This window comes from Vibrio sp. 970 (genome assembly GCF_033339075.1).
In genome coordinates this window covers 169,168-192,152 of sequence record NZ_JAWOTW010000006.1, presented here as the reverse complement: position 1 = coordinate 192,152, position 22,985 = coordinate 169,168, and the positions used below count along the sequence as shown (strand labels likewise).

24 protein-coding genes are annotated in these 22,985 nt (G+C 46.2%); all 24 read right to left on the bottom strand.

The genetic code is table 11. The features are described from left to right. Positions 1-4 precede the first annotated feature (4 nt). Entirely contained in the window at positions 5-748 is a 744-nt protein-coding gene (locus R7Q11_RS11560) for a heme ABC transporter permease (protein WP_005380513.1), read from the bottom strand. Positions 749-857: 109 nt separating this feature from the next. Further along, positions 858-1,526 (bottom strand): heme exporter protein CcmB, encoded by a 669-nt coding sequence (gene ccmB / locus R7Q11_RS11555; RefSeq protein ID WP_005380512.1) that lies wholly within the window; start codon positions 1,524-1,526, stop codon positions 858-860. 1 nt (position 1,527) lies between these two features. Then, positions 1,528-2,145, bottom strand: a complete 618-nt coding sequence (ccmA, locus tag R7Q11_RS11550; RefSeq protein ID WP_005380511.1) for a cytochrome c biogenesis heme-transporting ATPase CcmA — start codon at positions 2,143-2,145, stop codon at positions 1,528-1,530. Between the two features lie 290 nt (positions 2,146-2,435). Continuing rightward, positions 2,436-2,930 carry a DUF2802 domain-containing protein gene (locus tag R7Q11_RS11545; protein ID WP_025998721.1) on the bottom strand — a complete coding sequence of 165 codons (495 nt, stop codon included), beginning with the start codon at positions 2,928-2,930 and terminating at the stop codon, positions 2,436-2,438. Between the two features lie 13 nt (positions 2,931-2,943). After that, the gene (locus R7Q11_RS11540) at positions 2,944-3,438 is read right to left on the bottom strand and encodes a chemotaxis protein CheW (RefSeq protein WP_005380507.1); all 495 of its coding nucleotides are present in this window, start codon (positions 3,436-3,438) and stop codon (positions 2,944-2,946) included. A gap of 35 nt (positions 3,439-3,473) precedes the next feature. After that, positions 3,474-4,550: a chemotaxis protein CheW gene (locus tag R7Q11_RS11535; protein WP_213908270.1), complete on the bottom strand. Its 1,077-nt coding sequence runs from the start codon at positions 4,548-4,550 to the stop codon at positions 3,474-3,476. Beyond that, positions 4,540-5,319: a ParA family protein gene (locus R7Q11_RS11530; protein WP_176311123.1), complete on the bottom strand. Its 780-nt coding sequence runs from the start codon at positions 5,317-5,319 to the stop codon at positions 4,540-4,542. Before R7Q11_RS11530 ends, R7Q11_RS11535 begins: the two co-directional genes overlap by 11 nt. A gap of 8 nt (positions 5,320-5,327) precedes the next feature. Next, positions 5,328-6,440 carry a chemotaxis response regulator protein-glutamate methylesterase gene (locus tag R7Q11_RS11525; RefSeq protein ID WP_025767174.1) on the bottom strand — a complete coding sequence of 371 codons (1,113 nt, stop codon included), beginning with the start codon at positions 6,438-6,440 and terminating at the stop codon, positions 5,328-5,330. A 29-nt stretch (positions 6,441-6,469) separates the two neighbouring features. Beyond that, positions 6,470-8,710, bottom strand: coding sequence for a chemotaxis protein CheA (locus R7Q11_RS11520; RefSeq protein WP_017635948.1), 2,241 nt, complete (start codon positions 8,708-8,710; stop codon positions 6,470-6,472). A gap of 9 nt (positions 8,711-8,719) precedes the next feature. Beyond that, complete coding sequence (locus R7Q11_RS11515; RefSeq protein ID WP_005380502.1) at positions 8,720-9,460, bottom strand: protein phosphatase CheZ; 741 nt, start codon at positions 9,458-9,460, stop codon at positions 8,720-8,722. A 118-nt stretch (positions 9,461-9,578) separates the two neighbouring features. Further along, the gene (cheY, locus tag R7Q11_RS11510; RefSeq protein ID WP_017635949.1) at positions 9,579-9,947 is read right to left on the bottom strand and encodes a chemotaxis response regulator CheY; all 369 of its coding nucleotides are present in this window, start codon (positions 9,945-9,947) and stop codon (positions 9,579-9,581) included. Positions 9,948-9,992: 45 nt separating this feature from the next. Continuing rightward, a complete protein-coding gene (locus tag R7Q11_RS11505; protein ID WP_005380499.1) occupies positions 9,993-10,727 on the bottom strand; it encodes an RNA polymerase sigma factor FliA in 735 nt (244 codons plus the stop codon). Next, entirely contained in the window at positions 10,720-11,607 is an 888-nt protein-coding gene (locus R7Q11_RS11500; RefSeq protein ID WP_005380498.1) for a MinD/ParA family protein, read from the bottom strand. Before R7Q11_RS11500 ends, R7Q11_RS11505 begins: the two co-directional genes overlap by 8 nt. 14 nt (positions 11,608-11,621) lie before the next feature. Further along, on the bottom strand, positions 11,622-13,139 hold the full coding sequence (gene flhF / locus R7Q11_RS11495; RefSeq protein WP_033907111.1) for a flagellar biosynthesis protein FlhF: 1,518 nt from the start codon (positions 13,137-13,139) through the stop codon (positions 11,622-11,624). A gap of 28 nt (positions 13,140-13,167) precedes the next feature. After that, positions 13,168-15,267, bottom strand: a complete 2,100-nt coding sequence (flhA, locus tag R7Q11_RS11490) for a flagellar biosynthesis protein FlhA (protein ID WP_025998722.1) — start codon at positions 15,265-15,267, stop codon at positions 13,168-13,170. A gap of 210 nt (positions 15,268-15,477) precedes the next feature. Beyond that, positions 15,478-16,608 carry a flagellar biosynthesis protein FlhB gene (flhB, locus tag R7Q11_RS11485; RefSeq protein ID WP_005380490.1) on the bottom strand — a complete coding sequence of 377 codons (1,131 nt, stop codon included), beginning with the start codon at positions 16,606-16,608 and terminating at the stop codon, positions 15,478-15,480. 3 nt (positions 16,609-16,611) lie between these two features. Beyond that, positions 16,612-17,394 carry a flagellar biosynthetic protein FliR gene (gene fliR / locus R7Q11_RS11480; protein WP_005384463.1) on the bottom strand — a complete coding sequence of 261 codons (783 nt, stop codon included), beginning with the start codon at positions 17,392-17,394 and terminating at the stop codon, positions 16,612-16,614. Positions 17,395-17,402: 8 nt separating this feature from the next. After that, on the bottom strand, positions 17,403-17,672 hold the full coding sequence (gene fliQ / locus R7Q11_RS11475; protein ID WP_005380488.1) for a flagellar biosynthesis protein FliQ: 270 nt from the start codon (positions 17,670-17,672) through the stop codon (positions 17,403-17,405). 24 nt (positions 17,673-17,696) lie between these two features. Continuing rightward, positions 17,697-18,566: a flagellar type III secretion system pore protein FliP gene (gene fliP / locus R7Q11_RS11470; protein ID WP_005380487.1), complete on the bottom strand. Its 870-nt coding sequence runs from the start codon at positions 18,564-18,566 to the stop codon at positions 17,697-17,699. Further along, positions 18,553-18,966 carry a flagellar biosynthetic protein FliO gene (gene fliO, locus R7Q11_RS11465; RefSeq protein ID WP_115386228.1) on the bottom strand — a complete coding sequence of 138 codons (414 nt, stop codon included), beginning with the start codon at positions 18,964-18,966 and terminating at the stop codon, positions 18,553-18,555. Before fliO ends, fliP begins: the two co-directional genes overlap by 14 nt. A 1-nt stretch (position 18,967) precedes the next feature. Further along, a complete protein-coding gene (gene fliN, locus R7Q11_RS11460) occupies positions 18,968-19,378 on the bottom strand; it encodes a flagellar motor switch protein FliN (RefSeq protein WP_005380479.1) in 411 nt (136 codons plus the stop codon). A 58-nt stretch (positions 19,379-19,436) separates the two neighbouring features. Next, positions 19,437-20,483 (bottom strand): flagellar motor switch protein FliM, encoded by a 1,047-nt coding sequence (fliM, locus tag R7Q11_RS11455; protein ID WP_005380478.1) that lies wholly within the window; start codon positions 20,481-20,483, stop codon positions 19,437-19,439. A gap of 7 nt (positions 20,484-20,490) precedes the next feature. After that, a complete protein-coding gene (gene fliL, locus R7Q11_RS11450) occupies positions 20,491-20,994 on the bottom strand; it encodes a flagellar basal body-associated protein FliL (RefSeq protein WP_104975528.1) in 504 nt (167 codons plus the stop codon). Between the two features lie 85 nt (positions 20,995-21,079). Beyond that, a complete protein-coding gene (locus R7Q11_RS11445; RefSeq protein WP_225466449.1) occupies positions 21,080-22,933 on the bottom strand; it encodes a flagellar hook-length control protein FliK in 1,854 nt (617 codons plus the stop codon). Positions 22,934-22,985: the final 52 nt, after the last annotated feature.

The following is a 22,985-nucleotide window of genomic DNA, read 5'->3' as shown; positions in this document are numbered from 1 at the left end:
TACCTCACTGAGTTTGTTCTGTTGCGAGTTTGCGCACCCAAGGGCGGTGACTTTCTTTACTGATGATTTCGTTACGAAAACGGACCATCGTCACGGCACCAAAGAAGAACGCAAAGCCAAAGATGTTCAGCAATAACGGCCAAAGCATGTCGGATGAAATAGAAGGTTGTTCAAATTTCGTGATCGTCGCACCTTGATGAAGCGTGTTCCACCATTCCACGGAAAAGTGAATGATAGGTAGGTTTACTACGCCTACGATCGCTAAGATACCAGCGGCTTTTGCAGCGGTTTTTTGATCGTCAAACGCATGGTAAAGCGCAATCACACCAAGGTAGAGAAATAGAAGAATCAATTCAGATGTAAGACGGGCATCCCATACCCACCAAGTGCCCCACATAGGCTTGCCCCAAACAGCACCTGTAAGTAGAGCAATAAAAGTAAATACTGCACCAATCGGAGCCATCGCAAGTGCCGCCATATCAGATAGGCGAACTTGCCATACTAGGCCAATAAATGCAGCGATCGCCATCGACATATAAACGCCCATAGACCAAATAGCTGATGGGACATGAATGTAGATGATTCGGAAACTGTCACCTTGTTGGTAATCTGAAGGCGCAAATGCAAGCCCCCAAACCGTACCAACCGATAAGCATACGAGGGCCAATACAGAAAACCAAGGCAGAAACTTACCACTCAAACGATAAGCTGCTTCTGGCTTGGCATAAGGATGTAGCCATTTCCACATGTTTTGTTCTCACTCTTACTTCAGGGACACTGTCTAAAGGGTTGAGACCGTAGCAGTGCTTTAATAATAATTCTTTGATCAAGCGCCGCTTCATTGGCACTTTATTGAGTTAGTTGACACTAACTCGTAATGCGGCACTGATGGCAAAAGGCGTTAATGTCATCGCCCCCATTAGCATCGCACCTAAAATCGCTAGTTGACCGTTATACGCCATACCGAGTGCGGCAGCATCAATTGCCGATGTTGCGAAAATCAAAATTGGGATGTAGAGCGGAAGAATAAGCAAACTCAAAAGAACGCCACCCTTTTGCAACCCAACAGTCAACGCCACACCAATGGCGCCAATAAAACTTAGTGTTGGTGTACCGATCATCAAGGTTAATACAACCGATAGCCAAGTATTGAAGTCGAGCGAAAGTAAAACCGCCAATAATGGGCTAATTAAAATCAGAGGTAACCCTGTTAACAACCAATGTGCTATGACCTTTGAAACCACTACAAGTTGCAATGGAATCGGCATTAGCATCATTTGTTCTAGTGCACCGTCTTGAAAATCATCACGAAATAGACGCTCTAATGATAATAAGGCGGACAGCAATGCGGCAACCCAAACGATGCCCGCTGCAATACGTGCTAACAAATTAGGTTCTGGTCCAATACTCAGAGGAAAGAGAGTAATGACAATAATAAAGAACCACAACGGGTTCAGAATGTCTGCCTGACGGCGAAATGCGATTAGGAGCTCACGACGAATGATGGTGGTCATCGAGGAAATCATATCAGTCACCCAGCTTTATTTTTCTAAGTTTCGGGCTGTCCGCAAACATATCTTGATGCGTCGTCAACACAACAATACCGCCATTATCAGCATGACTTGCGAACAAAGATTCAAGCACCTTGACGCCTTGCTTATCAATGGCAGTCAACGGCTCATCTAAAATCCATAAAATTTGCTTACTGAGCCATAACCTTGCCAATGCGACTCGTCGTTGCTGACCTGCGGAAAGTTGTGCTACAGGCACATCTTCTCGACCAGCTAATCCTACTTGAGTCAAAGCGATAAAGATTTCTTCGTCTGAAGAGCGATTATTTTGAATAGATTGATAAAAACGTAAGTTTTCTAATGCGGTAAGCTCTCGTTTCACTCCTGTTTGATGTCCTAAGAAAAGCAGATCTTGATGGAAAACATCACGAGATTTTTCAACCTCTTCGCCTTTCCATTTAATGACACCTTCTTCTCTATCACCTAACCCTGTCACAATCCGTAGCAATGTAGTTTTACCAGTACCATTACGCCCTTCGATCTGGACCAATTCACCAGGCTTAATTTCAAACTGCAGGTTTTCAAACAGAACCCTTTCATCACGGATTGCTGTCAGGTTAGACACTTCTAACATAGAGCTTCAACTAAAAAATGAACGAGCCGCTATATTAGCACAGCTTAGTTATGACAAAACAGGATAAGAGGGCTAGGTTACATGTAAGTTCATGTATTTTTGTTAATTAATCATCACACTTTAATAAAATTAACTATAAGTAGTTATAAGCGCTCATTTTGAATTTGAGAGGCCAGAACTAAGAGCAAGATCGACTGAAGGTTATCTAGGGTTGTATTTAAGAAGAGCATTAGCGGCTAAAAACAAAAAAAGAGGCGTAATAACGCCTCTTTTTTATCGCTTGATAACCTTTAGCGTCGACGACGTCCACGCGCTGGATATTCTGCGTCATCTGATGGCTGACCACTTAATGGTGGAATCTTCTCTTTCCCTGCCAGTTTCTTCTGCAGTGAAAGCATCAACTCAGCTTCGGCTTTTGGTAGTTCGCACTCTTCAATCAGCTCGTTGATATCAGCGCCAAGCTGTACCATTTTAGAAGCGCGACTGTACAAGCGACCATCAGTATCAGCGTGTTCGAGTTCGCGAATTCTCTCGTTTAAGTGCTGAATAATGTCTTGTTGCTCCGTCACTTTTTGCCCAAGACCAACGACAACCGAGCGCACTTCGAGTAACTGCTTACTCAACTTTTGCACTTCTTTATCTGCGTGTCGAGATTGAGCTCGTTGTTGGTCTAACTGCTTTTGTAACCCCGAGCGAATCCGCAGTTGCAAAACAACCAATACTAACACGATAAAAGCGACGCCACCCGCAAGGAATGGAGCAGATAAAAGAGTCTCTTCAGCCATCATCATTCAGCCATTAAAGGTGAGCCATCTCGTCCCACTCGTCATCTGTTAGCAGCTTGTTCAAATCCACAAGGATAAGAAGCTTGCCGTCACGGTTGCTCACACCCTGGATGAACTTCGCACTCTCGTCGGTACCAACTGAAGGCGTCGTATCAATTTCAGAAGAACGCAGATAAACGACTTCTGCCACGCTATCTACTAAGATACCAATCACTTGACGCTCAGACTCGATCACAATAATACGAGTGTTGTCGGTGACTTCGCCTTCCATCAGGCCAAAACGTGAACGTGTATCGATAACAGTAACTACATTACCGCGTAGGTTGATGATACCAAGTACATAATCTGGTGCACCTGGAACAGGGGCAATTTCAGTATAACGAAGTACTTCACGAACTTGCATTACGTTGATGCCGTACGTTTCTTCTTCTAGCTGGAACGTCACCCACTGAAGAACTTCGTCATTCGATGCATCTTTCTTCACTTCTACTTCAAAAGCTTGAGACATAGTTAATCCTCGTTAATGTCGTTCCCGACTTAAATCTAATTCAGTGATTTGACATCTAAACCGGCGTTTAGCATGTCAATGAGCGCCTGGACATGAATTAAGGCACACATTTTTTCTTTTACCATGCCCGCTAGCCAAGGGCGTTTACCCGCCTGCTCACGCCAGCGAACCTTGTCGATATTAAGCGTTTCAGTCCCCATTAATTGGTTACTGGCCAACCCCCACATGCTCTCACCAAGCATGACGACATATTGGTAGTTATCTTTATAGCTATCATCACGAAGCTTATCTGCCATCACCCATTTCGCGGTATCGATGACATCAAACTGCTGCTCGCGATTTGTTTGTAGCCCCAAATACCAGGCGGGTTTTCCTATCAAATGGTTAAGCTCGCTAATGCGATGAATACCACCTAACTCATCAAGAGGTACAGCAAACGTGACACCATTCACATCAAAGTAAAGAACTTGGAAGTCCTCACTTCGCTTCGTGCTTTCCCAGACCGTTGGTATATCGGAATCTGCTTGTGTTTCGAGTTCAGTATCGACGTTCGCTTCTATATTGATACTTTGTTCGATCACTGCGTGAGGTTCATCCACCTCTGGTTGCGCTTCCTCAAAAACTGGCTCATCAATCACCCAGTCCTGTATTTCCTCAACACCCTGAAGCTCAGGCACCTCACTAAAGGTTTGTACCTCAGGCTCAGCCGCTTTTATCTCTGCTGCAATATCAATCGTATTTTGTTCAAGAATACTATCAATATCCAACTCAGCCACTGGGTTGCTTGCTTCAAGCTGACTTAATAGCCTTTGAACATCTTCCAGGTTTGGAGCTTCCAACTCTGGCGGATATGTTTCTTGAAACTGGTACGTTTCTGGCTCCGAGTATTGTAGCTGTAATTCTGGCTCTGGCTCTGGCTCTGGCTCTGGCTCTGGCTCTGGCTCTGGCTCTGGCTCTGGCTCTGGCTCTGGCTCTGGCTCTGCAGATGATACCTCTTGAGCCAACAGGTCAAGGTCTTCCTCAAGAGTCGTTATTTCAGTTTCATCATCCAGTAATGCATTAAAGTAGTCATCAAGTGCTTGTTCACTGGACAGCACATCATTACTGCTCATCGAACGCCAACCTCTCCAGGTAAATCAGTAGCTGTTTATAGGCAAACACACCACGGCTACTAGATGCAAAATGCGAAGCTGGCAAGTGCTTTAAACTGGCATCGCGGAACTTGGTATCAATAGGCACCGCTGAGGTCCACACTTGATTTGGGTAATCTTTTTTCAGTTGCATCAATGTCTGCAATGACGCTTTCGTGCGCTTATCGTACATGGTTGGGACGATAGTCACTTTGAAACCGCCCGGGCGAGATTTTTGCATAATGGTTAGCGTACGCATCATGCGCTCTAGACCTTTCATCGCCAAAAACTCTGTTTGAACAGGAATCAAAATTCGGTCACTGGCTGCCAACGCGTTCACCATCATCACGCCAAGGATTGGCGGACAGTCAATCAACACATAGTCATAGTCTTGTGAGACAGTTTGCAGCGCCCGTTTTAAGATTAATCCCATACCACTGCGATTACCCATTACGCGATCAAGCGTGGCAAGGGACATATGCGCGGGAATGATATCCATTCCTTCCAGCTCTGTTTCTAAAATCAACGGCTTAACCGTCTCACGAGAAAACGTCTTCAACTGGAATAAATCAAATAGGCTCGAAGTTACTGCATCAGGATCATAACCGAGATAAGTAGTCAGTGAGGCGTGAGGATCAGTATCAACCATCAATACTCGATGGCCTTTCTGGCTCAATAAGCCCGCCAATGTCACTGTTGAGGTGGTTTTACCCACGCCTCCTTTCTGGTTAGCTACACTCCAAACAATCATGATGAATCCTAAGCTAGGCCAACTTCCACCAACATGCGTTCAGCAATGCGGTCAAGCGGTAAATCTTCTGAAGAAATGCCTGCTTTAGCAACCGCTTGGGGCATGCCATAAACAACACAACTTTCTTCATCTTGTGCCCAAATTGTTGAGCCTGCAGACTTCAACATGCGAGCGCCCTCACGACCGTCTGCACCCATGCCTGTCAACACTAAAGAGAGCACTTTGTCGCCATATACTTTTGCGGCAGAACCAAAAGTCACATCCACACATGGTTTGTAGTTCATGCGGTCGCCGCCATCAATAATGCGAAGACGAGCAGCGCCCGCTCGTCCATCCACCATCATTTGTTTCCCACCTGGTGCAAGGTATGCCACACCGGGCTGTAACACATCGCCATCTTGTGCTTCTTTCACTTGAATCTTACACAAGGTGTTCAAACGACTGGCAAACGCAGCAGTAAACGTTGCTGGCATGTGTTGAATCAATACAATCGGATGCGGATAGTTCATCGGCAAACGCGTCAGAATTTTTTGTAGAGCAACGGGGCCACCTGTTGATGTGCCAATTGCCGTCAGTTGATACTTCTTACCAGAAGCACGGTACTTTGTCGCAGCAGGTCGAGTTGGTGTTGGAGTCACAGGTGAAGCCGTTCTTGAACCTAATGATCGAGTAGTCGTGCTGGTACTCGCTGTTGGGCGAGCGATAGGTCGACGCATGAAAGCGCGCTTCGAGGCAATCTGAATCACACGCTGTTGAAGTAATGACACCGCTTCTTCACGGTTACGCGCAATGTCCTCAAACTTTTTCGGTAAGAAGTCCAATGCGCCCGCATCTAGCGCATCAAGCGTAGCTTTCGCCCCGTCGTGGGTCAGGGACGAAAACATTAGAATTGGCGTTGGAGCAGCGGCCATTATTTCACGTACAGCTGTAATGCCATCCATCACTGGCATTTCAATATCCATCGTGATGACGTCAGGTTTGAGAGATTTGGCTTTCTCAACCGCCTCTCTACCATTTACCGCAACGTCAATCACTTCTAGGCGCGATTCTGAGTTGATGATTTCGCTCACGCGACGTCGGAAAAAACTCGAATCATCAACGACTAGTACTTTAATCGCCATCTTATTCCTTTTAATAACGTCAGCTTTGCTTAAAGGCGTGAAGCCGCAGCGTATCGCTTAAGTAAATCAGGCACATCTAGAATTAATGCAATGTGGCCATCGCTAGTAATTGTCGCACCAGCCATACCTGGAGTGCCCTGTAATAGATTATCGAGTGGCTTAATAACCACTTCTTCTTGACCAATAAGCGTATCCACAACAAAACCAACGCGTTGGTTACCAATCTGTACAATCACCACGTGACCGTGACCAGTACGCTCTTGGACGTTTTGCGATTTGGATGCTAACCAGTTTTGTAAGTAAAATAGCGGGATAGATTTCTCACGTACAATGATCGTCAGCTGACCATCTACCACGTTTGTACGGCTAAGATCTAAGTGGAAAATTTCACTCACCGAAGCCAGTGGTAGAGCAAACGGATGACCGCCAACACCAACCATCAGAGTCGGTAAAATCGCTAACGTTAGTGGTACTTTGATCGTAATCTTAGTGCCCTTGCCTAGCTCAGAATCGATATCGATTGAACCGTTTAAGGTATTGATCGCCGTCTTAACCACGTCCATACCCACACCACGACCAGAGATGTCAGAAATTTTATCTTTACTTGAGAAACCAGGTGCGAAGATAAGGTTGAAGCACTCTTTATCTGTTAAACGTGCCGCCGCATCTTCATCCATCATGCCACGCTTCACCGCGATGCCACGCAGTTTGTTCGGGTCCATACCGCCACCATCATCTACGATGGATAGTTCAATATGGTCCCCTTCTTGCGATGCTGACAAAATCACTTTACCTGTGCGTGATTTGCCGGCCTTCGCGCGTGCGTCTGGCATTTCAATACCGTGATCAACCGAGTTACGTACCAAGTGAATCAACGGATCGGCCAATGCTTCTACAAGGTTCTTATCGAGATCGGTTTCTTCACCGCGCATTTCTAGCACGATGTCTTTATTTAGGTTACGAGCCAAGTCACGGACAACGCGCGGGAAACGGCCAAACACTTTCTTAATTGGCTGCATACGCGTTTTCATTACCGCGCCTTGTAGATCCGCAGTTACCACATCAAGGTTAGCGACCGCTTTGGACATCTCTTCGTTGTCGCTATTCAAACCAAGGCTTAATAGGCGGTTTCGAACCAATACGAGCTCACCCACCATGTTCATGATGGTATCAAGCGTCGAGGTATCAACACGAACGGTTGCTTCAGCCTGAGGTTTTTTAACCGCTGGTGCTTTAGCTTCTTCTTTTACGGCGACTGGTTTAGATTCTGGCTTTGGTGCTGGCGCTGTTTGAACGGGTGCTGGCTTAGCAACAGGCTCAGGTTTCGCAGGGCTTTGCTCTACGTTTGCTGAAGCAGGCTTCGTTGCCATATCCAATTCTTCTAGCGTTGGACCTTTACCTGAACCATGTAGCTCATCGAGTAACTTTTCGAACTCTTCGTCCGTCATTAAGTCACTGTCTTGATTTGATGAAGATGACACTGGAGCGGAAGGCTCTGCCGCTTTAGGTGGCTCTACTGGTACGGATGCAGATGCAGCAGCCTCTGCCGTAGAAGGGCTTTTTCCTACACCGTGCAGTTCATCGAGTAAACGTTCAAACTCATCATCAGTGATATCACCACTTTCAACTGATGGCGCACTCGATTGAGGCGGTTCAGATGGCGTTGTAGATGTCGCAGACATTGAGGCGCCTGGCGCTGAACCTTTACCATGAAGCTCATCAAGTAGCTTTTCGAATTCGTCTTGGGTAATTTCATCAACAGAGCCGACACTTGATGGTGCTGACGGCGCAGCAGGTTCTTCGATGATAGGCTCGGGAATAATAGGCTCTGGAGTAGCCACTGGTTCTTCAACTACGGTTGCCGCTACTTCATCTTCTGACTCAGGTTTGCATAGACGATGAAGTTCTTCAAGAAGCTCAGGGTCCGCAGCTTCTAACGGCTCACGATCTTGAACAGCCTGGAACTGGGTATTAACCGTATCCAAGGCTTTTAGCATCGTATCCATTAAGTTTTGCGTTACCGTGCGTTGACCGTTTCGTAAAACGTCGAACACGTTCTCCGCACCATGACAAGTATCGACTAGCTCTGCCAATGAAAGGAAGCCGGCACCGCCTTTTACGGTATGAAACCCGCGGAAAATAGCATTAAGTAAGTCTTTGTCTTCTGGGTTATTTTCCAATTCAACCAACTGCTCAGAAAGCAGCTCGAGAATTTCCCCAGCCTCAATGAGAAAGTCCTGAAGAATATCTTCGTCTAAATCGTAGCTCATACGTTACCTTTAAAATCCAAGACTGGACAACAAGTCATCGACTTCGTCCTGCGATGAAACCGCATCTTCTCTCAGTTCTGGATGAAGAATCGGGCCTTCGGCTTCGCTTGTTTGTGTATTCTTTTTATCTGCCGGTTCTGACAAAACTTGAATATGTTCTTCAAGTTTATTTCCAGAGAATACGGTTAGGATTTCCACTAAGCGGCCTTCAACTTCATTAACCAACGTAATTACGCGGCGAATGATTTGGCCAGTTAGGTCTTGGAAGTCTTGCGCCATGAGAATTTCGGTCAATTGGCCGCGCAATTCAGTGCTGTCACCTTCGACTTGCACTAATAGCCCGTCGATTCGGTGACACAGTGCTTTAAATTCGCTTAATTCTATGCGCCCGTGCATGAGTTCATTCCATTGAGGACGAACTTTTAGAAGGCAATCATGCAGGTTATCAGCGATAGGAAGGCAGCAGTCGACCGCATCCATTGTTTTGTTGGCTGCAAGCTCTGTCTTCTCGATCACATAATTGAGACGATCCCTAGCGTTAGGGATTTCGTCTTTCGCAATTTCGGTCATGCGCTGATCGAGACTGAACTGCTTGAGTGATTCGTGAAGGTCTCGAGTTAACGCTCCAATTTCTTGCAGCATTGGGTTATCGGCACCTTCGTAGATCGAGGCAACAAGCATATTGGCTTGGTCTTGTTCCCCGTTTTCTAGCATTTGAACGAGTGACTTCGCCTGCTCTAGTGAGATCATTCTGAATAGACCCTTTTACGTTTAGTTCTTCTTATCACTTTGAAAACGCTAAACGAGTCATTTAATAGGTATTTAATAATTGGTATGAATGACTCGAATAACAAAGAGAAAGAGAGAGTTATAAACGCTCGAAAATTTTATCTAATTTTTCTTTTAATGTTGCAGCAGTAAATGGCTTAACAATGTAGCCGTTTACACCTGCTTGAGCAGCTTCAATGATCTGCTCACGCTTCGCTTCAGCCGTGATCATTAGAACTGGCAGATGCTTAAGTTCTGCATCCGCGCGGATGTGTTTAAGCAAATCGATGCCTTGCATACCTGGCATGTTCCAGTCAGTTACAACAAAATCGAAGTCACCTTTTTTCAGCATTGGTAATGCGGTTAAACCATCGTCCGCTTCTTGAGTGTTATTGAAACCCAAGTCACGAAGCAGGTTTTTAACAATACGGCGCATTGTTGAGAAATCATCAACAATAAGGATCTTCATGTTTTTATTCAAAATTGCCTCCACTGAATCGTAAAATCAGTGTTTTTAGTCATTTTGTGTCCACGCACTGAGCTTGGTACGTAAACGTTGCATCGCTTGACTCAGTATTTGACTTACGCGAGATTCGCTTACGCCTAACACATCGCCAATTTCTTTCAAATTGAGTTCTTCATCATAATAAAGCGAAAGAACCAAAGCTTCACGCTCTGGAAGCTGTTTTATTGATTCAACCAGTGCTTTTCGAAATGATTCATCAACTACCCCTTTGAATGGGTTGCTGTCATCGGTTTCATCCGCCGGTGAAATCACATCATCAGAAACGCCTAAATCTTCAATACCGACTAATTTTGAGCAGTTGATATCGGTAAGAGCACTATGATATTGATCCAGTGTCATACCGAGATGCGTGGCTACTTCAGAATCAGTAGGATCTCGATTTAATTCGCCTTCCAGCTCCGCAATCGCTTGGTTAATCTCTCGATTATTTTTATGAACAGAACGCGGTACCCAATCGCCTTTACGCATGTCATCTAACATTGCGCCACGAATACGGATACCTGCATAAGTTTCAAAGCTCGCACCTTTAGAACCATCATAATTCTGCTGAGCTTCGATAAGACCGATCATGCCGGCCTGAATTAAATCCTCTACCTGAACACTCGGCGGTAAACGGCCTAGTAGGTGGTGAGCAATGCGCTTAACCAACACTGAATAACGTTCAATGAACGCCTGCTGGCTATTAAATTTGCCATGTTGGTCATAGGTTATCGCTTTATTCACCAAAAGGGTCCTCTGCGAATTCGGTACGATTTAGCAACCTTTCCACAAAAAATTCCAAGTGTCCACTTGGTGTTTTCGGTAGTGGCCACGTCAACGCTTTGTTTGCTAGTGAGCTGATAGCTAAAGCGGCAGGCGAGCGTGGGAACGCATCAACGACAATTTTTTGTCTTTTTACAGCCTGTCGTACTTTATCATCTAATGGAATACATGCTACGAGTTCAAGGCTAACATTCAAGAATCGCTCTGTGACTAGTGTCAACTTTGCAAACAATTCTCGCCCTTCACGGTAGCTTCTGACCATATTTGCTACAACTTTAAAGCGTTGAACTTGGTGTTCTTTACTCAACAGCTTGATTAATGCATAGGCATCTGTGATTGACGTCGGTTCATCACACACAACTACAACCACATCTTGAGCTGCTCGCGAAAAACTGATTACCATGTCAGAGATACCAGCAGCGGTATCAATCAGCAGGACATCCATTTCGTCTTCAAGACTACCAAATGCTCGAATGAGTCCAGCATGCTGAGCGTGAGAAAGCTCTGTCATGCTCTGTGTGCCAGAAGTTGCAGGAATTATCTTTATACCATAAGGCCCTTCGACAATCGCATCTTTTAGCTCACATTCACCCGCTAAGACATGTCCTAGATTACGTTTTGCACGAATTCCGAGCATCACGTCCACATTGGCCAGACCTAAATCAGCGTCGAGAACCATCACCTTCTTGCCTTGGCGAGCCATACAAATCGCCAGACCCAGTGTTACGTTTGATTTCCCCACACCACCTTTGCCGCCAGTAACAGCAATCACTTTGGTCAACGATGGTTGTGTTAAGCGACGGAGGCCGCTTGCTTGATCGTGTATCATATTCTCAGTCATAGTAGTCCGCCGCCTTAGAGTCCTTCACTGTCACTGTTCCAAAAGTGAGGTTCGTTCTCTGTCGACTTCTCTAACAGTTCATTTGCTTTCGCAAGCATATATTTTGGTTGCGCTATCACAATGTCTTCTGGTACGCGCTGACCATTAGCGATGTAAGCTACTGGCATTGCGTTTTGAATCACTACACTGATGAATTCGCCTAGGCTTAATGACTCATCAAGCTTCGTCATAATACAACCCGAAAGTGGTATACGTCGGAAGTGATCCAGCGTTTCTTGTAGAACACGACGTTGTGCGGTAGCCGGCAAAACAAGGTAGCTGTGAATCACTTCCCCGCTCTCTTGCATTAGAGTGTCGAGCTGCTCGGAAAGCCTCACATCTCGTTGCCCCATCCCTGCCGTATCGACCAAAATCAGTCTTCTGTTTCTTAGCTGATATATAACATCGGCTAACTCGTTAGAATCTTTAGCAACTCTTACGGGACAACCCATAATTCTTCCGTAAATTGAGAGTTGCTCATGTGCACCTATGCGATATGTATCTGTTGTCACAAGGGCCACATTGTCGGCACCGTATTCCATGGCTGCGCGTGCTGCGAGTTTCGCTACGGTTGTTGTTTTCCCAACCCCCGTCGGACCCAACAATGCGACTACGCCACCACGTTTTAAAATGTCCTGTTTAGGAATATTGATTTGATCCGCCACCAGCGACAATAACGCTTTCCACGCTCGCGCTGGCTTTGTATCTTCCGGGATATAACAGGCCATCTGGTCTGCTAACTCCGGAGAAACGCCCATTCGCTCTAAGCGCTTAATCAGCATTGCTCTTAGTGGCTCACGACGTTCTACTTCTTGCCACATCAGACCAGAAACTTGGTGCTCCAACAGACGACGAATTGACGTCATCTCTTCGCGCATGCTTTCTAGCTCATCGGCCGATTCGTCACGCTCATCACTTGGGCGACGTCGGTCATAGCGCGTCGGGTCCAGCTTGGGCGTCGGACGTTCAAATCGATTGTCCTGTGCGATTAGCTTCGCCAAAGGTGAATCTGGTTGATATGGCGCTGGCTTTTCTTGGTTGTAGCCGTCGCGATGCTTATTTTGGCGTTGCAGCAAAGCAGAGAGCGAATCTTCATTTTCCGCTACGTGGTCGTCAGCATCTGCTGCACCACCGCTATATTGCTTAAGCATATTAGCGAATCGCTGCGTCATTGAGCCTGTTTTTTCATTGTTACTGTTATTACTGTTCAGGCTAATTTTATCTTCATCTAAATGACGATCTTGGTAACGATCAGCAGAAGACGATGACATTTGACGATGTTCGTTATAGCGATTCGATTGAGAAGCACCGCGATTTTGCTGTGACGCTGCGCTTGCTTGAGACGGATTAGATTCACTATCTATCGCCGCAACAATCGCTACTCCACCAGCCACTTTCTTGTTTGACATGATCACCGCTTCCGCGCCTAACTCCTCTTTCACTTGGAGCAGCGCCGTTCTCATGTCTTTGGCAAAAAATCGCTTTATTTTCAAACTATGAATCCATTAATGATGCGTGAGATCAGTTACCCACGGCTTGCACAATTCTGATCTGTTTTTCATCCGGGATTTCTTGGTAAGACAGTACCCGGAGATTAGGTATTGTGTTCTTCACAAATTTCGCCAACGTCGAGCGTAATACGCCGGAAGTAAGCAGAACGGCAGGTTCGCCTTTCAGTTCTTGTTCCTGTGTCGCTTGGCTTAGTGAAGACTGCAATCGCTCAGCGAGTCCCGGTTCAATCCCCGCAGATTCGCCTCCTGATGCTTGCATAGTTTGATGCAATATTTGTTCCAGTTCGGGTATCAAAGTAATCACTGGTAACTCAGGCTCTATACCATTGATTTCTTGAACAATTAGACGTTTAAGACTAATTCGAACTGCTGCCGTCAATATGTCAGCTTCTTGACTCTTACTTGAGTACTCAGCCAAAGTTTGAACAATCGTGCGAATATCGCGGATTGGAATGGCCTCGTTTAACAAGTTTTGTAGGACTTTCACCACCACACCTAATGGTAATTGGTCAGGAACAAAGTTCTCGACCAACTTAGGCGCGCTGCGTCCCAACATTTCTAATAAATTCTCTACTTCTTCATGACCAATTAGCTGTGATGCGTTGTTGGTCAATAGCTGGCTTAGGTGCGTCGCTAATACCGTTGATGAATCAACAACCGTATAACCCAGAGCCTGCGCGTGCTCACGCTGATCTTCTCGGATCCATACGGCTTCCAGTCCAAAAGCAGGGTCAATGGTTGGCTCACCATCAATCATGCCATACACCTGACCTGGGTTAATCGCTAACTCTTGATCCGGACGAATCTCTGCTTCGCCCACCGCAACCCCCATCAATGTAATTCGGTAACTGTTTGGGGTCAGCTCAAGATTGTCACGAATATGAACCGCTGGAATTAGGAACCCAAAATCTTGCGATAACTTTTTACGCACGCCTTTTACGCGCTCTAGCAGTTCACCACCTTGGTCTCTGTCCACCAAAGGGATTAAGCGATAACCGACTTCCAAGCCAATAATATCGACTGGCTGGACGTCATCCCAAGACAGTTCGCGCTGTGAGGAAGGTTCTGTACCTTCGTCTGCTGTTGCTGGTAAAGCGGGCTCTTTCGCTTTCTGCTTCTGCCGTTTGTCGATGAAATATGCCGCTGCACCGGCCGCGACTGCCAGGCTCAAAAACGCAAAGTGTGGCATGCCCGGTACGATGCCCATCACACCAAGAATAGCCGCAGTAATCATCAGCGCTTTTGGGTTGTCGAACATCTGGAAGACCAGTTGTTCCCCCATGTCTTCATCGGTGTTTTGGCGCGTCACCATCATTGCCGCTGCAATCGACAGCAATAGCGATGGGATTTGTGCGACCAAACCATCACCGATTGTCAGTAAGGTATAGATTTCAATCGCTTCACCGAAACCCAATCCATACTGCGCCATACCGATCGACAGACCGCCGACGATGTTGATAAACAGAATCAAAATACCGGCAATCGCGTCACCTTTTACGAACTTCGAGGCACCATCCATCGAGCCATAGAAATCCGCTTCTTTGGTCACTTCAAAACGACGAACTCTTGCCTGCTCTTGGTCTATCAATCCGGCATTCAAGTCGGCATCAATCGCCATTTGCTTACCCGGCAACGCATCAAGCGTAAAGCGAGCACTTACCTCAGAGATACGACCCGCACCTTTGGTCACCACCATAAAGTTGATGATCATTAAGATGAGGAAAACCACTAGGCCGACCGCGTAGTTACCACCAATAACGACGTTACCGAACGCCTCAATTACGTTACCTGCCGCATTACCGCCTTCATGACCATGCAGTAAGACGACACGAGTCGAGGCAACGTTCAAAGCCAAGCGGAGCAACGTGGCGATCAGCAATACCGTTGGAAAAGCAGCGAAGTCCAAAGGGCGACGTGTGTAAACGGTCACTAACAACACCACCATCGACAGCGCGATGTTAAAGGTGAAGAACATATCCAGCAAAAATGCTGGAATCGGCAGTACCACCATCGCTAGGGTGGCCAAAACCATCACCGGAGCACCAATAGCTGGCATTTCACGTTGAGGGATTCGTGGCAATTTATCTGCAAACGGCAGGCTTAACTTCATACTGCGAGAGATCTCAATCGATTGAAGCGTCACGTAAGCTCTTACTATTAATACGCGACCGCTTTAGCCTAAAAGTTTAGGTAGGGTTGATAATTAAAGCGTTTTAAGCAATCTATGTACCATAATTAGCGCCAAAATAATGACTAAACACTCAAATAGAGCTTAGCTTTTGATCAAACGAGCTTTTTTAAGGCTTTACCGCTTTTCGTATCAATGACGGTGCTCGGGCGGGATTGGCAAATCATAATCTTGAATTTTCGGGCGCTGTCCACCTCGTTTTCGGTATTGCTTCAATTGGAATACAAATGCCAAAACCTGAGCGACGGCAGTAAATAACCCATCGGGGATCTCTTGCTCGAGCTCTGTCGTGTGGTACAACGCACGAGCCAAAGGTGGTGCGGGCACAATCGTAATGTCATGTTCGCGGGCGACTTCTCGAATCTTCATCGCCATGTGGTCAGTACCTTTAGCGATCACGACTGGCGCACGGTCTGTCTTCTGTTTATAACGAAGCGCTACCGAGAAGTGCTCTGGGTTAGTAACAATAACATCAGCTTGAGGAACGTCCGCCATCATTCGACGTTGAGCCGCTTCCCTTTGCAACATACGAATACGGCCTTTCACTTCCGGCTTACCTTCAGTCTCTTTGTATTCGTCTTTGACTTCTTGCTTGGTCATTTTTAACTGATCGGCGTGCTGCCAAATTTGAAATGGAATATCGATGGCAACCACAATCAATAGCGAGCAACTGATCAGCAAAATAAAGTTCAGCAAAATATCTAAAGCATGGAAGATGTTTTGCGGATACACATCCATGCTCAATTGAATCAGATCGGCCTGTGATGCTTGGATCAAATAGATGGCGACACCAGTGACCAGAACCACTTTAAGGATTGATTTGATCAACTCTACCCAGCTTTGCATTCCAACCATTCGCTTTAAGCCGCTAAGCGGATTCATTTTCGACAGCTTGGGCATGGCCGCTTGGGCAGAAAAACTGATTCCTCCCACACCTGCTGCTCCAATCATGGCGGCGGTAAACAATGTCGCTAACACCAAAAATAGTGGGAACAACAAATCACTCATCGCGCCCAAAGCGATATCAAACAGTTTTGCAGTATCGAAAATCTCTTCTCGTTGAAGATCAAATAAACGGCTCATGATGGAAAACAATGAACGTGCTAACGCCTCGCCAAACCACATCAATGAAATGGCGCCAACGATCAGCACAGATGCTGATGCAAGCTCTTTAGATCGAGCGACCTGCCCCTTTTCTCTGGCTTGTTGTAACCGTCGGGGCGTGGCTTCTTCGGTGCGTTCCTGACCGTCTGATTCTGCCAAATCTTAGCACTCCAAGCGAATAAGCCGACAAATCTGCGCCTCACCCACTGTCCAGAACATTTCATAATGACTGTATAGACCAGCCAGTATGTACCAACAAAGTAATAGACCCACCATCAAAGCAAAAGCAAAACCAAGCGAGAAGATATTCAGCTGTGGTGCGGCACGGGTCATTACACCAAACGACAAGTTAATGGTCAGTAGCGCAATAATGCCAGATAGAGACATACTCAGTGCCGTTTGGAACATAATACCAAGCCAGCCTGCCATTTCACGGAAATCAACCGCGTTGAGCGAGCCGGAGCCAATCGGCAAAGTTTTAAAACTGAACACCACCAATTGCAGCATTTTTAAGTGTCCATCGGTGGCAAGGAAAAACATTGTCGTTAAGAACATGAATAACTGGCCAAGCAATGGCGTGTTCTGACCATTTGCGGGATCAACCATAGAAGCAAAGCCCAAACTTGATTGCATACCCAATATTTGACCAAGTAGGACAAAGGTTTGAATCATAAATTGAGTAACCATACCCATCGCTATGCCGATGATCATTTGCTCGGCAATGGTCATGAAGCCACGAAACGAGAGTAGCTCAATGTCTTGAGGTACGGCGGGGATAGCTGGCATGACAGCGAAAGTGATGGCTAAACCGAGGTAAAGGCGGATTCTTGGCGAAACAAATCGGGCCCCGGTTACTGTCATCACCATCAACATGGATGAGATACGAACATAGGGCCAGAAGTAGTTTGCGATCCAATCTAAGACAACGCTAGTGGGGTACTCCATAGGCGCCTCTAATAAAGCACCTGAGGTAAGCGTTCAATCAAGCCATAGAAATATTCCATCAACATTTGCGTCATCCAATGCCCAAACAGCATCAGGGCCAAAAGCGTGACAATCAAACGCGGTAAGAAGCTCAATGTTTGTTCGTTGATGGATGTCGCAGCTTGAAAAATCGCAACTACAAGGCCGATAAGCAAGCTTGGGATGATAATGGCGCAGACCATGATAAGCACCATCCAAAGTGCTTCACGGAAAAGCTCGACAAACATTTCTGGTGTCATGTCTTATCCTCTATCTGCGCTTATCTAAAGGGCAAAGCTGCCCGCAAGTGTCGAGAGTATCAAGTTCCAACCATCGACCAATACGAACAACATCAACTTGAACGGCAACGAAACAATCATTGGTGACAACATCATCATACCCATTGCCATCAGTACCGAAGCGACTACAAGGTCAATAATCAAAAACGGCAAGAAGAGCATAAAGCCAATTTGGAATGCAGTTTTTAGCTCTGAGGTGATAAAAGCCGGAATCAACACCGCCATCGACACATCTTCTGGATTCTCGACTTGCTCTCCAGACATGGTTACGAACGTCTCCAAATCTTTGATTCGGGTCTGCTTAAGCATAAATGCTTTCATTGGCGCTTGTGCTGCATCAAACGCTTCTCGCGCCGTAACTTGCTCGTTCAAATAAGGCTGAACAGCTTTGTCGTTGATTTCGTTCAGGACAGGAGACATAACAAAAAAGGTCAAAAACAGCGCAATACCAATAATGACCTGATTAGAAGGCGTTTGTTGCAAACCCATTGCCTGACGCAATATCGACATCACCACTACAATTCGAGTGAATGAGGTCATCAGAATCACCATGGCAGGCAAGAAGCCAAGCATGGTCATTAACGCTAAAATTTGTAGTGTAACCGAGTAGTCTTCACTGCCATCAGGGTTCGTGGTCATGGTGAATGCTGGAATACCACCGCCACTAGAAACGGACATAGCACGGCTAGCACCAGTATCACTTTGCATAGCCTGAACTGTAACACTACTTCCATCGGCTAAGTTATCTGGCAGCGCTGACTCCTCTGCTTCAGCAAAGGTAAATGAAGAAAACAGCACGCCGACAAAAAGTAACAACGTACTCAGGAGCAAACGAATTGGATTACCCTTTGTCATGTTTTTTGATCAGCTGGCTAAATTGAGTCGCAAAAGCATTGGTCGCCAACTCTTCCTCTTTCAGTGGCTTATCTAACTTGGCTAAAGTTTGGATCGATTGGCTAGTAATCCCAACCAAAAACTGTTCTTCACCCACTTGAACTACTGCGATTCTTTCTTTTGTACCCACTGGCAACTGACTCACTATACGCAAGCCCTTTTGTTGTCCCATCGCTGGCACTTGCATACGTTTCAGCAACCAAGCCAGCAAAAGAATCACGCCGATTACAAGCACAAGCGAGCCAAGTGTCGTCGCAAGATCCAGATTATTTGGTGCGGCAGCCAATGCATAAGGAGCACTTAGCATTAAGCTCAGTGCTCCAGTGATTTGCTTCAATCGCATTTTGATTGAACGACTCATCTTAACGCAGCTTCTTAATTCGTTCAGTTTGGCTGATCACATCCGTCAAACGGATACCAAACTTATCGTTGACGACCACGACTTCGCCGTGAGCAATCAAAGTACCGTTAACCAATACGTCGAGCGACTCACCGGCTAGACGATCCAACTCAACAACCGAACCTTGGTTAAGCTGCAACAGGTTCCGAATGCTAATTTGAGAACGACCGACTTCCATCGAAATCGTCACCGGGATATCCATAATAGTGTCGAGTTTACGACGCTCATCTTCGCTAATTGGGCTTGAAGTGTCTTTTAGCTCTTCCAGTGGCGCAGCCAATACTTCATCTACGTCTACAGAAGGGGCAGACGGGTCTTCGCCAAGAGCGGCTGCCCATTCGTCTGCTAGCTTTTGATCGTCACTTGGTTCCATTTTTCTATCCTGTGTTACGCCTTACTCATGCCATAGCATGTCTGTTTAATAAGGTATCTTAATGGTCTATATCGTCTTCACTCTCAAGCTCAGACATGATGTCTTTACCTAAGAAAGCTAAATCTGTTTTGACGACATGTGGGCGCTCAATTTCCTCAGAAATTTGCACCGCTAATTTGTCTTCCGAACGACCCATTTTTACGCGATAGGTCGGTAGGTCTTCTACAAACATCGTCGCATGTTCTGGCATTTCAATCGGGATGATATCGCCCGGTTGCAGCTCCATGAGATCACGCAAAGAAATGTCTTTTTCGAGCAAGTTCACGCGGAAGTTAACCGGACAATCCATGATCTCTTCACGTAGTGCTGAGCTCCAGCGAACGTCCGTTTCCATCTTGTCGGACTGAACACCTGCATCCAATAGTTCACGAATAGGCTCAACCATGGAGTAAGGCATAACGACATGAAAATCGCCGCCACCGCCGTCAACTTCTATATGGAATGAACTCACGACAATCACTTCTGTCGGGCTGACAATGTTTGCCATGCTTGGGTTTACTTCAGAGTCGAGATATTCGAACTCTACCCCCATCACTGGCGACCACGCTTCTTTATAATCTTCAAATACAATTTTCAGTAACAACTGAATGATGCGGCGTTCCGTTGGGGTAAATTCACGGCCTTCGATTTTGGCGTGGAATCGACCATCACCGCCAAAGAAGTTTTCTACCAGAATAAAGACTAAACGAGCCTCCATGGTGATCAACGCAGTGCCTTTTAACGGACGAAAACGCACCATGTTCAAACTGGTTGGCACGTACAATGTGTTCTGGTATTCACCAAACTTCATCATCTGCACGCCATTGATCGACACCTCTGCCGTTTTACGCAGCATATTAAACAGACTAATACGCATGTGCCGTGCAAAGCGCTCGTTGATAAGTTCGAGCGTCGGCATTCGACCACGTACGATTCTGTCTTGCGACGAGAAATCAAAATTGACGGCACCCTCAGTGTCGTTTTCTATCGGTTCATCGACGTCATCAACATCGTCAACCCCATGCAATAGCGCATCAATTTCGTCTTGGCTTAATAGATCGGTCACGTTTTACCTATTGAATAACAAAATCTGTAAACAGTACTTTTTCAATCACTGGCTTACCGACCGCAGCATTCAGCGCTGCTTTGATATCTTCGGAAGCACGATCGCGCAATTCCACTCGTCCTGTAGGAGAGCGCAATTGATCAACCGTCGCGGAAGCAAACGTTGATAGCATAGAGCTTTCAATCAGTGGCGAATGATACCGCGCCAACTCTTCATTTTCTGCACCGCGAACCATTAACTGCGCTTTAATTTGAACCAACCTATCGCGGCTATCCCCAGTAACGTTAAATACAAATGCCTGAGGAAGATTCACATACGCGATGGGCGCAGCATTCGATGCCTTCACTTGAGCCTGTTGAGACGATTCAGCCTGAGCAGGTTCATCAGAGCCCATTAGAAAAAATGCCGCTGCCCCGCCACCAAGTAGTAATACTACAACAGCGATGATGATGATAAGTAACTTGCTTTTTCCTTTCGGCGCATCGGCCCCTTGTAACTGTTCTTCTGCCATTCTTGTCTCTTATTGTTCTTTTGAGTTACCAAGACGTTTTAGTGAGTTGCTTGGTAACCGTATGCCATTGCCGTTAAACGGCCTTTTATGCGTAAAAACTAATTCCATCACGCTTTGAAGCGACATTCAAATCCAGATTGACATCAGATTCAAAACCCTCTTCGGACTGTCCAGAAAAACCGCCACTTTGCGCGCTTTGACCATGTTGTTCAGCAGTATACCTACCTTGCTGTTGCCCGCTGTTTTGTTGCTGGACGGAAGAATCAGCCAGCTGCATACCTTGTTGCGCTAGCATTTCTCTCAAACGAGGGAGCGTCTGTTCAATAATGTCACGAGCTTGCGGGTTGTTCACTGTAAAATGTACATTGGCAACGTCGTTATTCATGGTCATACGAATTTGCATACGACCTAACTCTGGTGGATCAAGACGAATATCGAGATTTTTCAGATTCTTCGACATCATCATTTGCACTTTTTCCGCAACTTGCTCGTTGGCTAGCTCTTTAGTTAGTTGCAACGGAAGCTGAGCTTGTTGTGCAGCATCAATACGCGCTTGTTGCTGTACATTAATTCCTTGCTGACCTGCCATAGCCTGAAGCTGTCCAGCGAAGCCGTGTTGGAGATCCGGCTTATCTTGTTTATCCGCAGTCGCCTTTAGCGCACCAGTCGCCAATGCTGCGTTCATCACTTTCTGGCTAATCTCTCCGTCTTTCACACCTTGAAGCGACGTCGGCACTTGCGCGGCTATCAACGTATCGGGCGTTGAAGATAATGCGACTTTATCTCCACTATGAGCAGCTTGTGGCTGGGGTACTTGAGCCGCTGTATGCTGGATTTGCTGAGACACTGCCATAGGTCCAGCCTGGCGAGTTAAGTTATGTTGTACTTGTTGCTCTGCTAGAATCTGTTTAATGTCATTAGGGAGCGCAACAAATTGGGCAAGGTCTTGCTCAGGAATATCCGCCGTGATCGTTCCTTGTTTCAACCCTTCAATGATCTGAGCTTCTTGCTGGGTCAGTGGTTTTCCTTGCGCCAACTTGGTATCTATAACTTCAAGTTCATCCAAGGAGACTCGTGGAAGCGCGTCGATGTTGGAACCATCAACGTCTGTTAACAACGGCGACAGCTCATTAGCTACTTCACCACTGACTGCGCTCTTAGTCGTCGGATGGCTGGCTTGTTTCGCTAGCTCTTGCCAAGCAGCAAACTCAGACGAGAGTTTGTCGACATCGATAGGTTGACCATTCTTATCTAAAATTGGCTCTAAGTCTTGTCCTGGGATCATCTGTGCTTGTTCAAGCGAATGAACTAATGGCGTTTCATTCAAAGCCAGCTCATCAAGGTTTGTCGAAACGGTTGCTTGCTCGTGGAACGAATGCACTAAATTTGCTCTCTGAGGCAAAACTTTGCCACTATCGATGGATGCATTACTCGCATTCAGGGTTTGATTCGCTTGTTCAATTCGACCAAGAAGCTGTTGTCCTTCGCCCATCGTGCTTTTTACGTCCATTGTATTTGATGGGTTACTCGTATCAATTGATGTTGATTTCACTTTTTCAATAGCTTCAACATCATGCTCCAAAGGTGTGCTGTTACTCGCCTTTTGTAAACTTACTTCTTCACTTAAGGTTGCATTCGGTTTGTTTGCTGATATTTCATCAAAATCATGGGTCCCGTCACTGACGGATTCTTGGCTTTCTTGCGCCAACAATTCGTCCGAGACGTTAGCAGAAGAAGTACTGCCTACATCCGCTCTTTCTTTTTCTTCAACCACTGTCGATTCTGTTGCTACTTTTTCGGGCTTTTGTTTACCAGCAAATGCATCGGTTAACGTTTCTAAAAATCCCTTGCTCTCAGTGCTCTCTGCGGACGCTTTAGCGGACATATCAGAAACTGGCGTCTTGGTAGTCGCAGATACATGGGACAAATTCACACTCATTTAGAAACTCTCGTTCTCGTGGCTCTGAGCGTATCGCTGACAGACAGCAATA

Coding starts and splice junctions, on each gene's coding strand:
- ccmA (WP_005380511.1), bottom strand. CDS start 2,145: ATGTTAGAAGTGTCTAACCTGACAGCAATCCGTGATGAAAGGGTTCTG.
- fliP (WP_005380487.1), bottom strand. CDS start 18,566: ATGACAAAGGGTAATCCAATTCGTTTGCTCCTGAGTACGTTGTTACTT.
- flhA (WP_025998722.1), bottom strand. CDS start 15,267: ATGAAGTTAAGCCTGCCGTTTGCAGATAAATTGCCACGAATCCCTCAA.
- cheY (WP_017635949.1), bottom strand. CDS start 9,947: ATGAAGATCCTTATTGTTGATGATTTCTCAACAATGCGCCGTATTGTT.
- R7Q11_RS11545 (WP_025998721.1), bottom strand. CDS start 2,930: ATGGCTGAAGAGACTCTTTTATCTGCTCCATTCCTTGCGGGTGGCGTC.
- fliR (WP_005384463.1), bottom strand. CDS start 17,394: ATGGAGTACCCCACTAGCGTTGTCTTAGATTGGATCGCAAACTACTTC.
- fliO (WP_115386228.1), bottom strand. CDS start 18,966: ATGAGTCGTTCAATCAAAATGCGATTGAAGCAAATCACTGGAGCACTG.
- R7Q11_RS11540 (WP_005380507.1), bottom strand. CDS start 3,438: ATGTCTCAAGCTTTTGAAGTAGAAGTGAAGAAAGATGCATCGAATGAC.
- R7Q11_RS11525 (WP_025767174.1), bottom strand. CDS start 6,440: ATGGCGATTAAAGTACTAGTCGTTGATGATTCGAGTTTTTTCCGACGT.
- R7Q11_RS11530 (WP_176311123.1), bottom strand. CDS start 5,319: ATGATTGTTTGGAGTGTAGCTAACCAGAAAGGAGGCGTGGGTAAAACC.
- fliL (WP_104975528.1), bottom strand. CDS start 20,994: ATGGCAGAAGAACAGTTACAAGGGGCCGATGCGCCGAAAGGAAAAAGC.
- R7Q11_RS11515 (WP_005380502.1), bottom strand. CDS start 9,460: ATGATCTCACTAGAGCAGGCGAAGTCACTCGTTCAAATGCTAGAAAAC.
- fliN (WP_005380479.1), bottom strand. CDS start 19,378: ATGGAACCAAGTGACGATCAAAAGCTAGCAGACGAATGGGCAGCCGCT.
- ccmB (WP_005380512.1), bottom strand. CDS start 1,526: ATGATTTCCTCGATGACCACCATCATTCGTCGTGAGCTCCTAATCGCA.
- R7Q11_RS11535 (WP_213908270.1), bottom strand. CDS start 4,550: ATGAGCAGTAATGATGTGCTGTCCAGTGAACAAGCACTTGATGACTAC.
- R7Q11_RS11520 (WP_017635948.1), bottom strand. CDS start 8,710: ATGAGCTACGATTTAGACGAAGATATTCTTCAGGACTTTCTCATTGAG.
- R7Q11_RS11500 (WP_005380498.1), bottom strand. CDS start 11,607: ATGACTGAGAATATGATACACGATCAAGCAAGCGGCCTCCGTCGCTTA.
- fliQ (WP_005380488.1), bottom strand. CDS start 17,672: ATGACACCAGAAATGTTTGTCGAGCTTTTCCGTGAAGCACTTTGGATG.
- R7Q11_RS11445 (WP_225466449.1), bottom strand. CDS start 22,933: ATGAGTGTGAATTTGTCCCATGTATCTGCGACTACCAAGACGCCAGTT.
- R7Q11_RS11560 (WP_005380513.1), bottom strand. CDS start 748: ATGTGGAAATGGCTACATCCTTATGCCAAGCCAGAAGCAGCTTATCGT.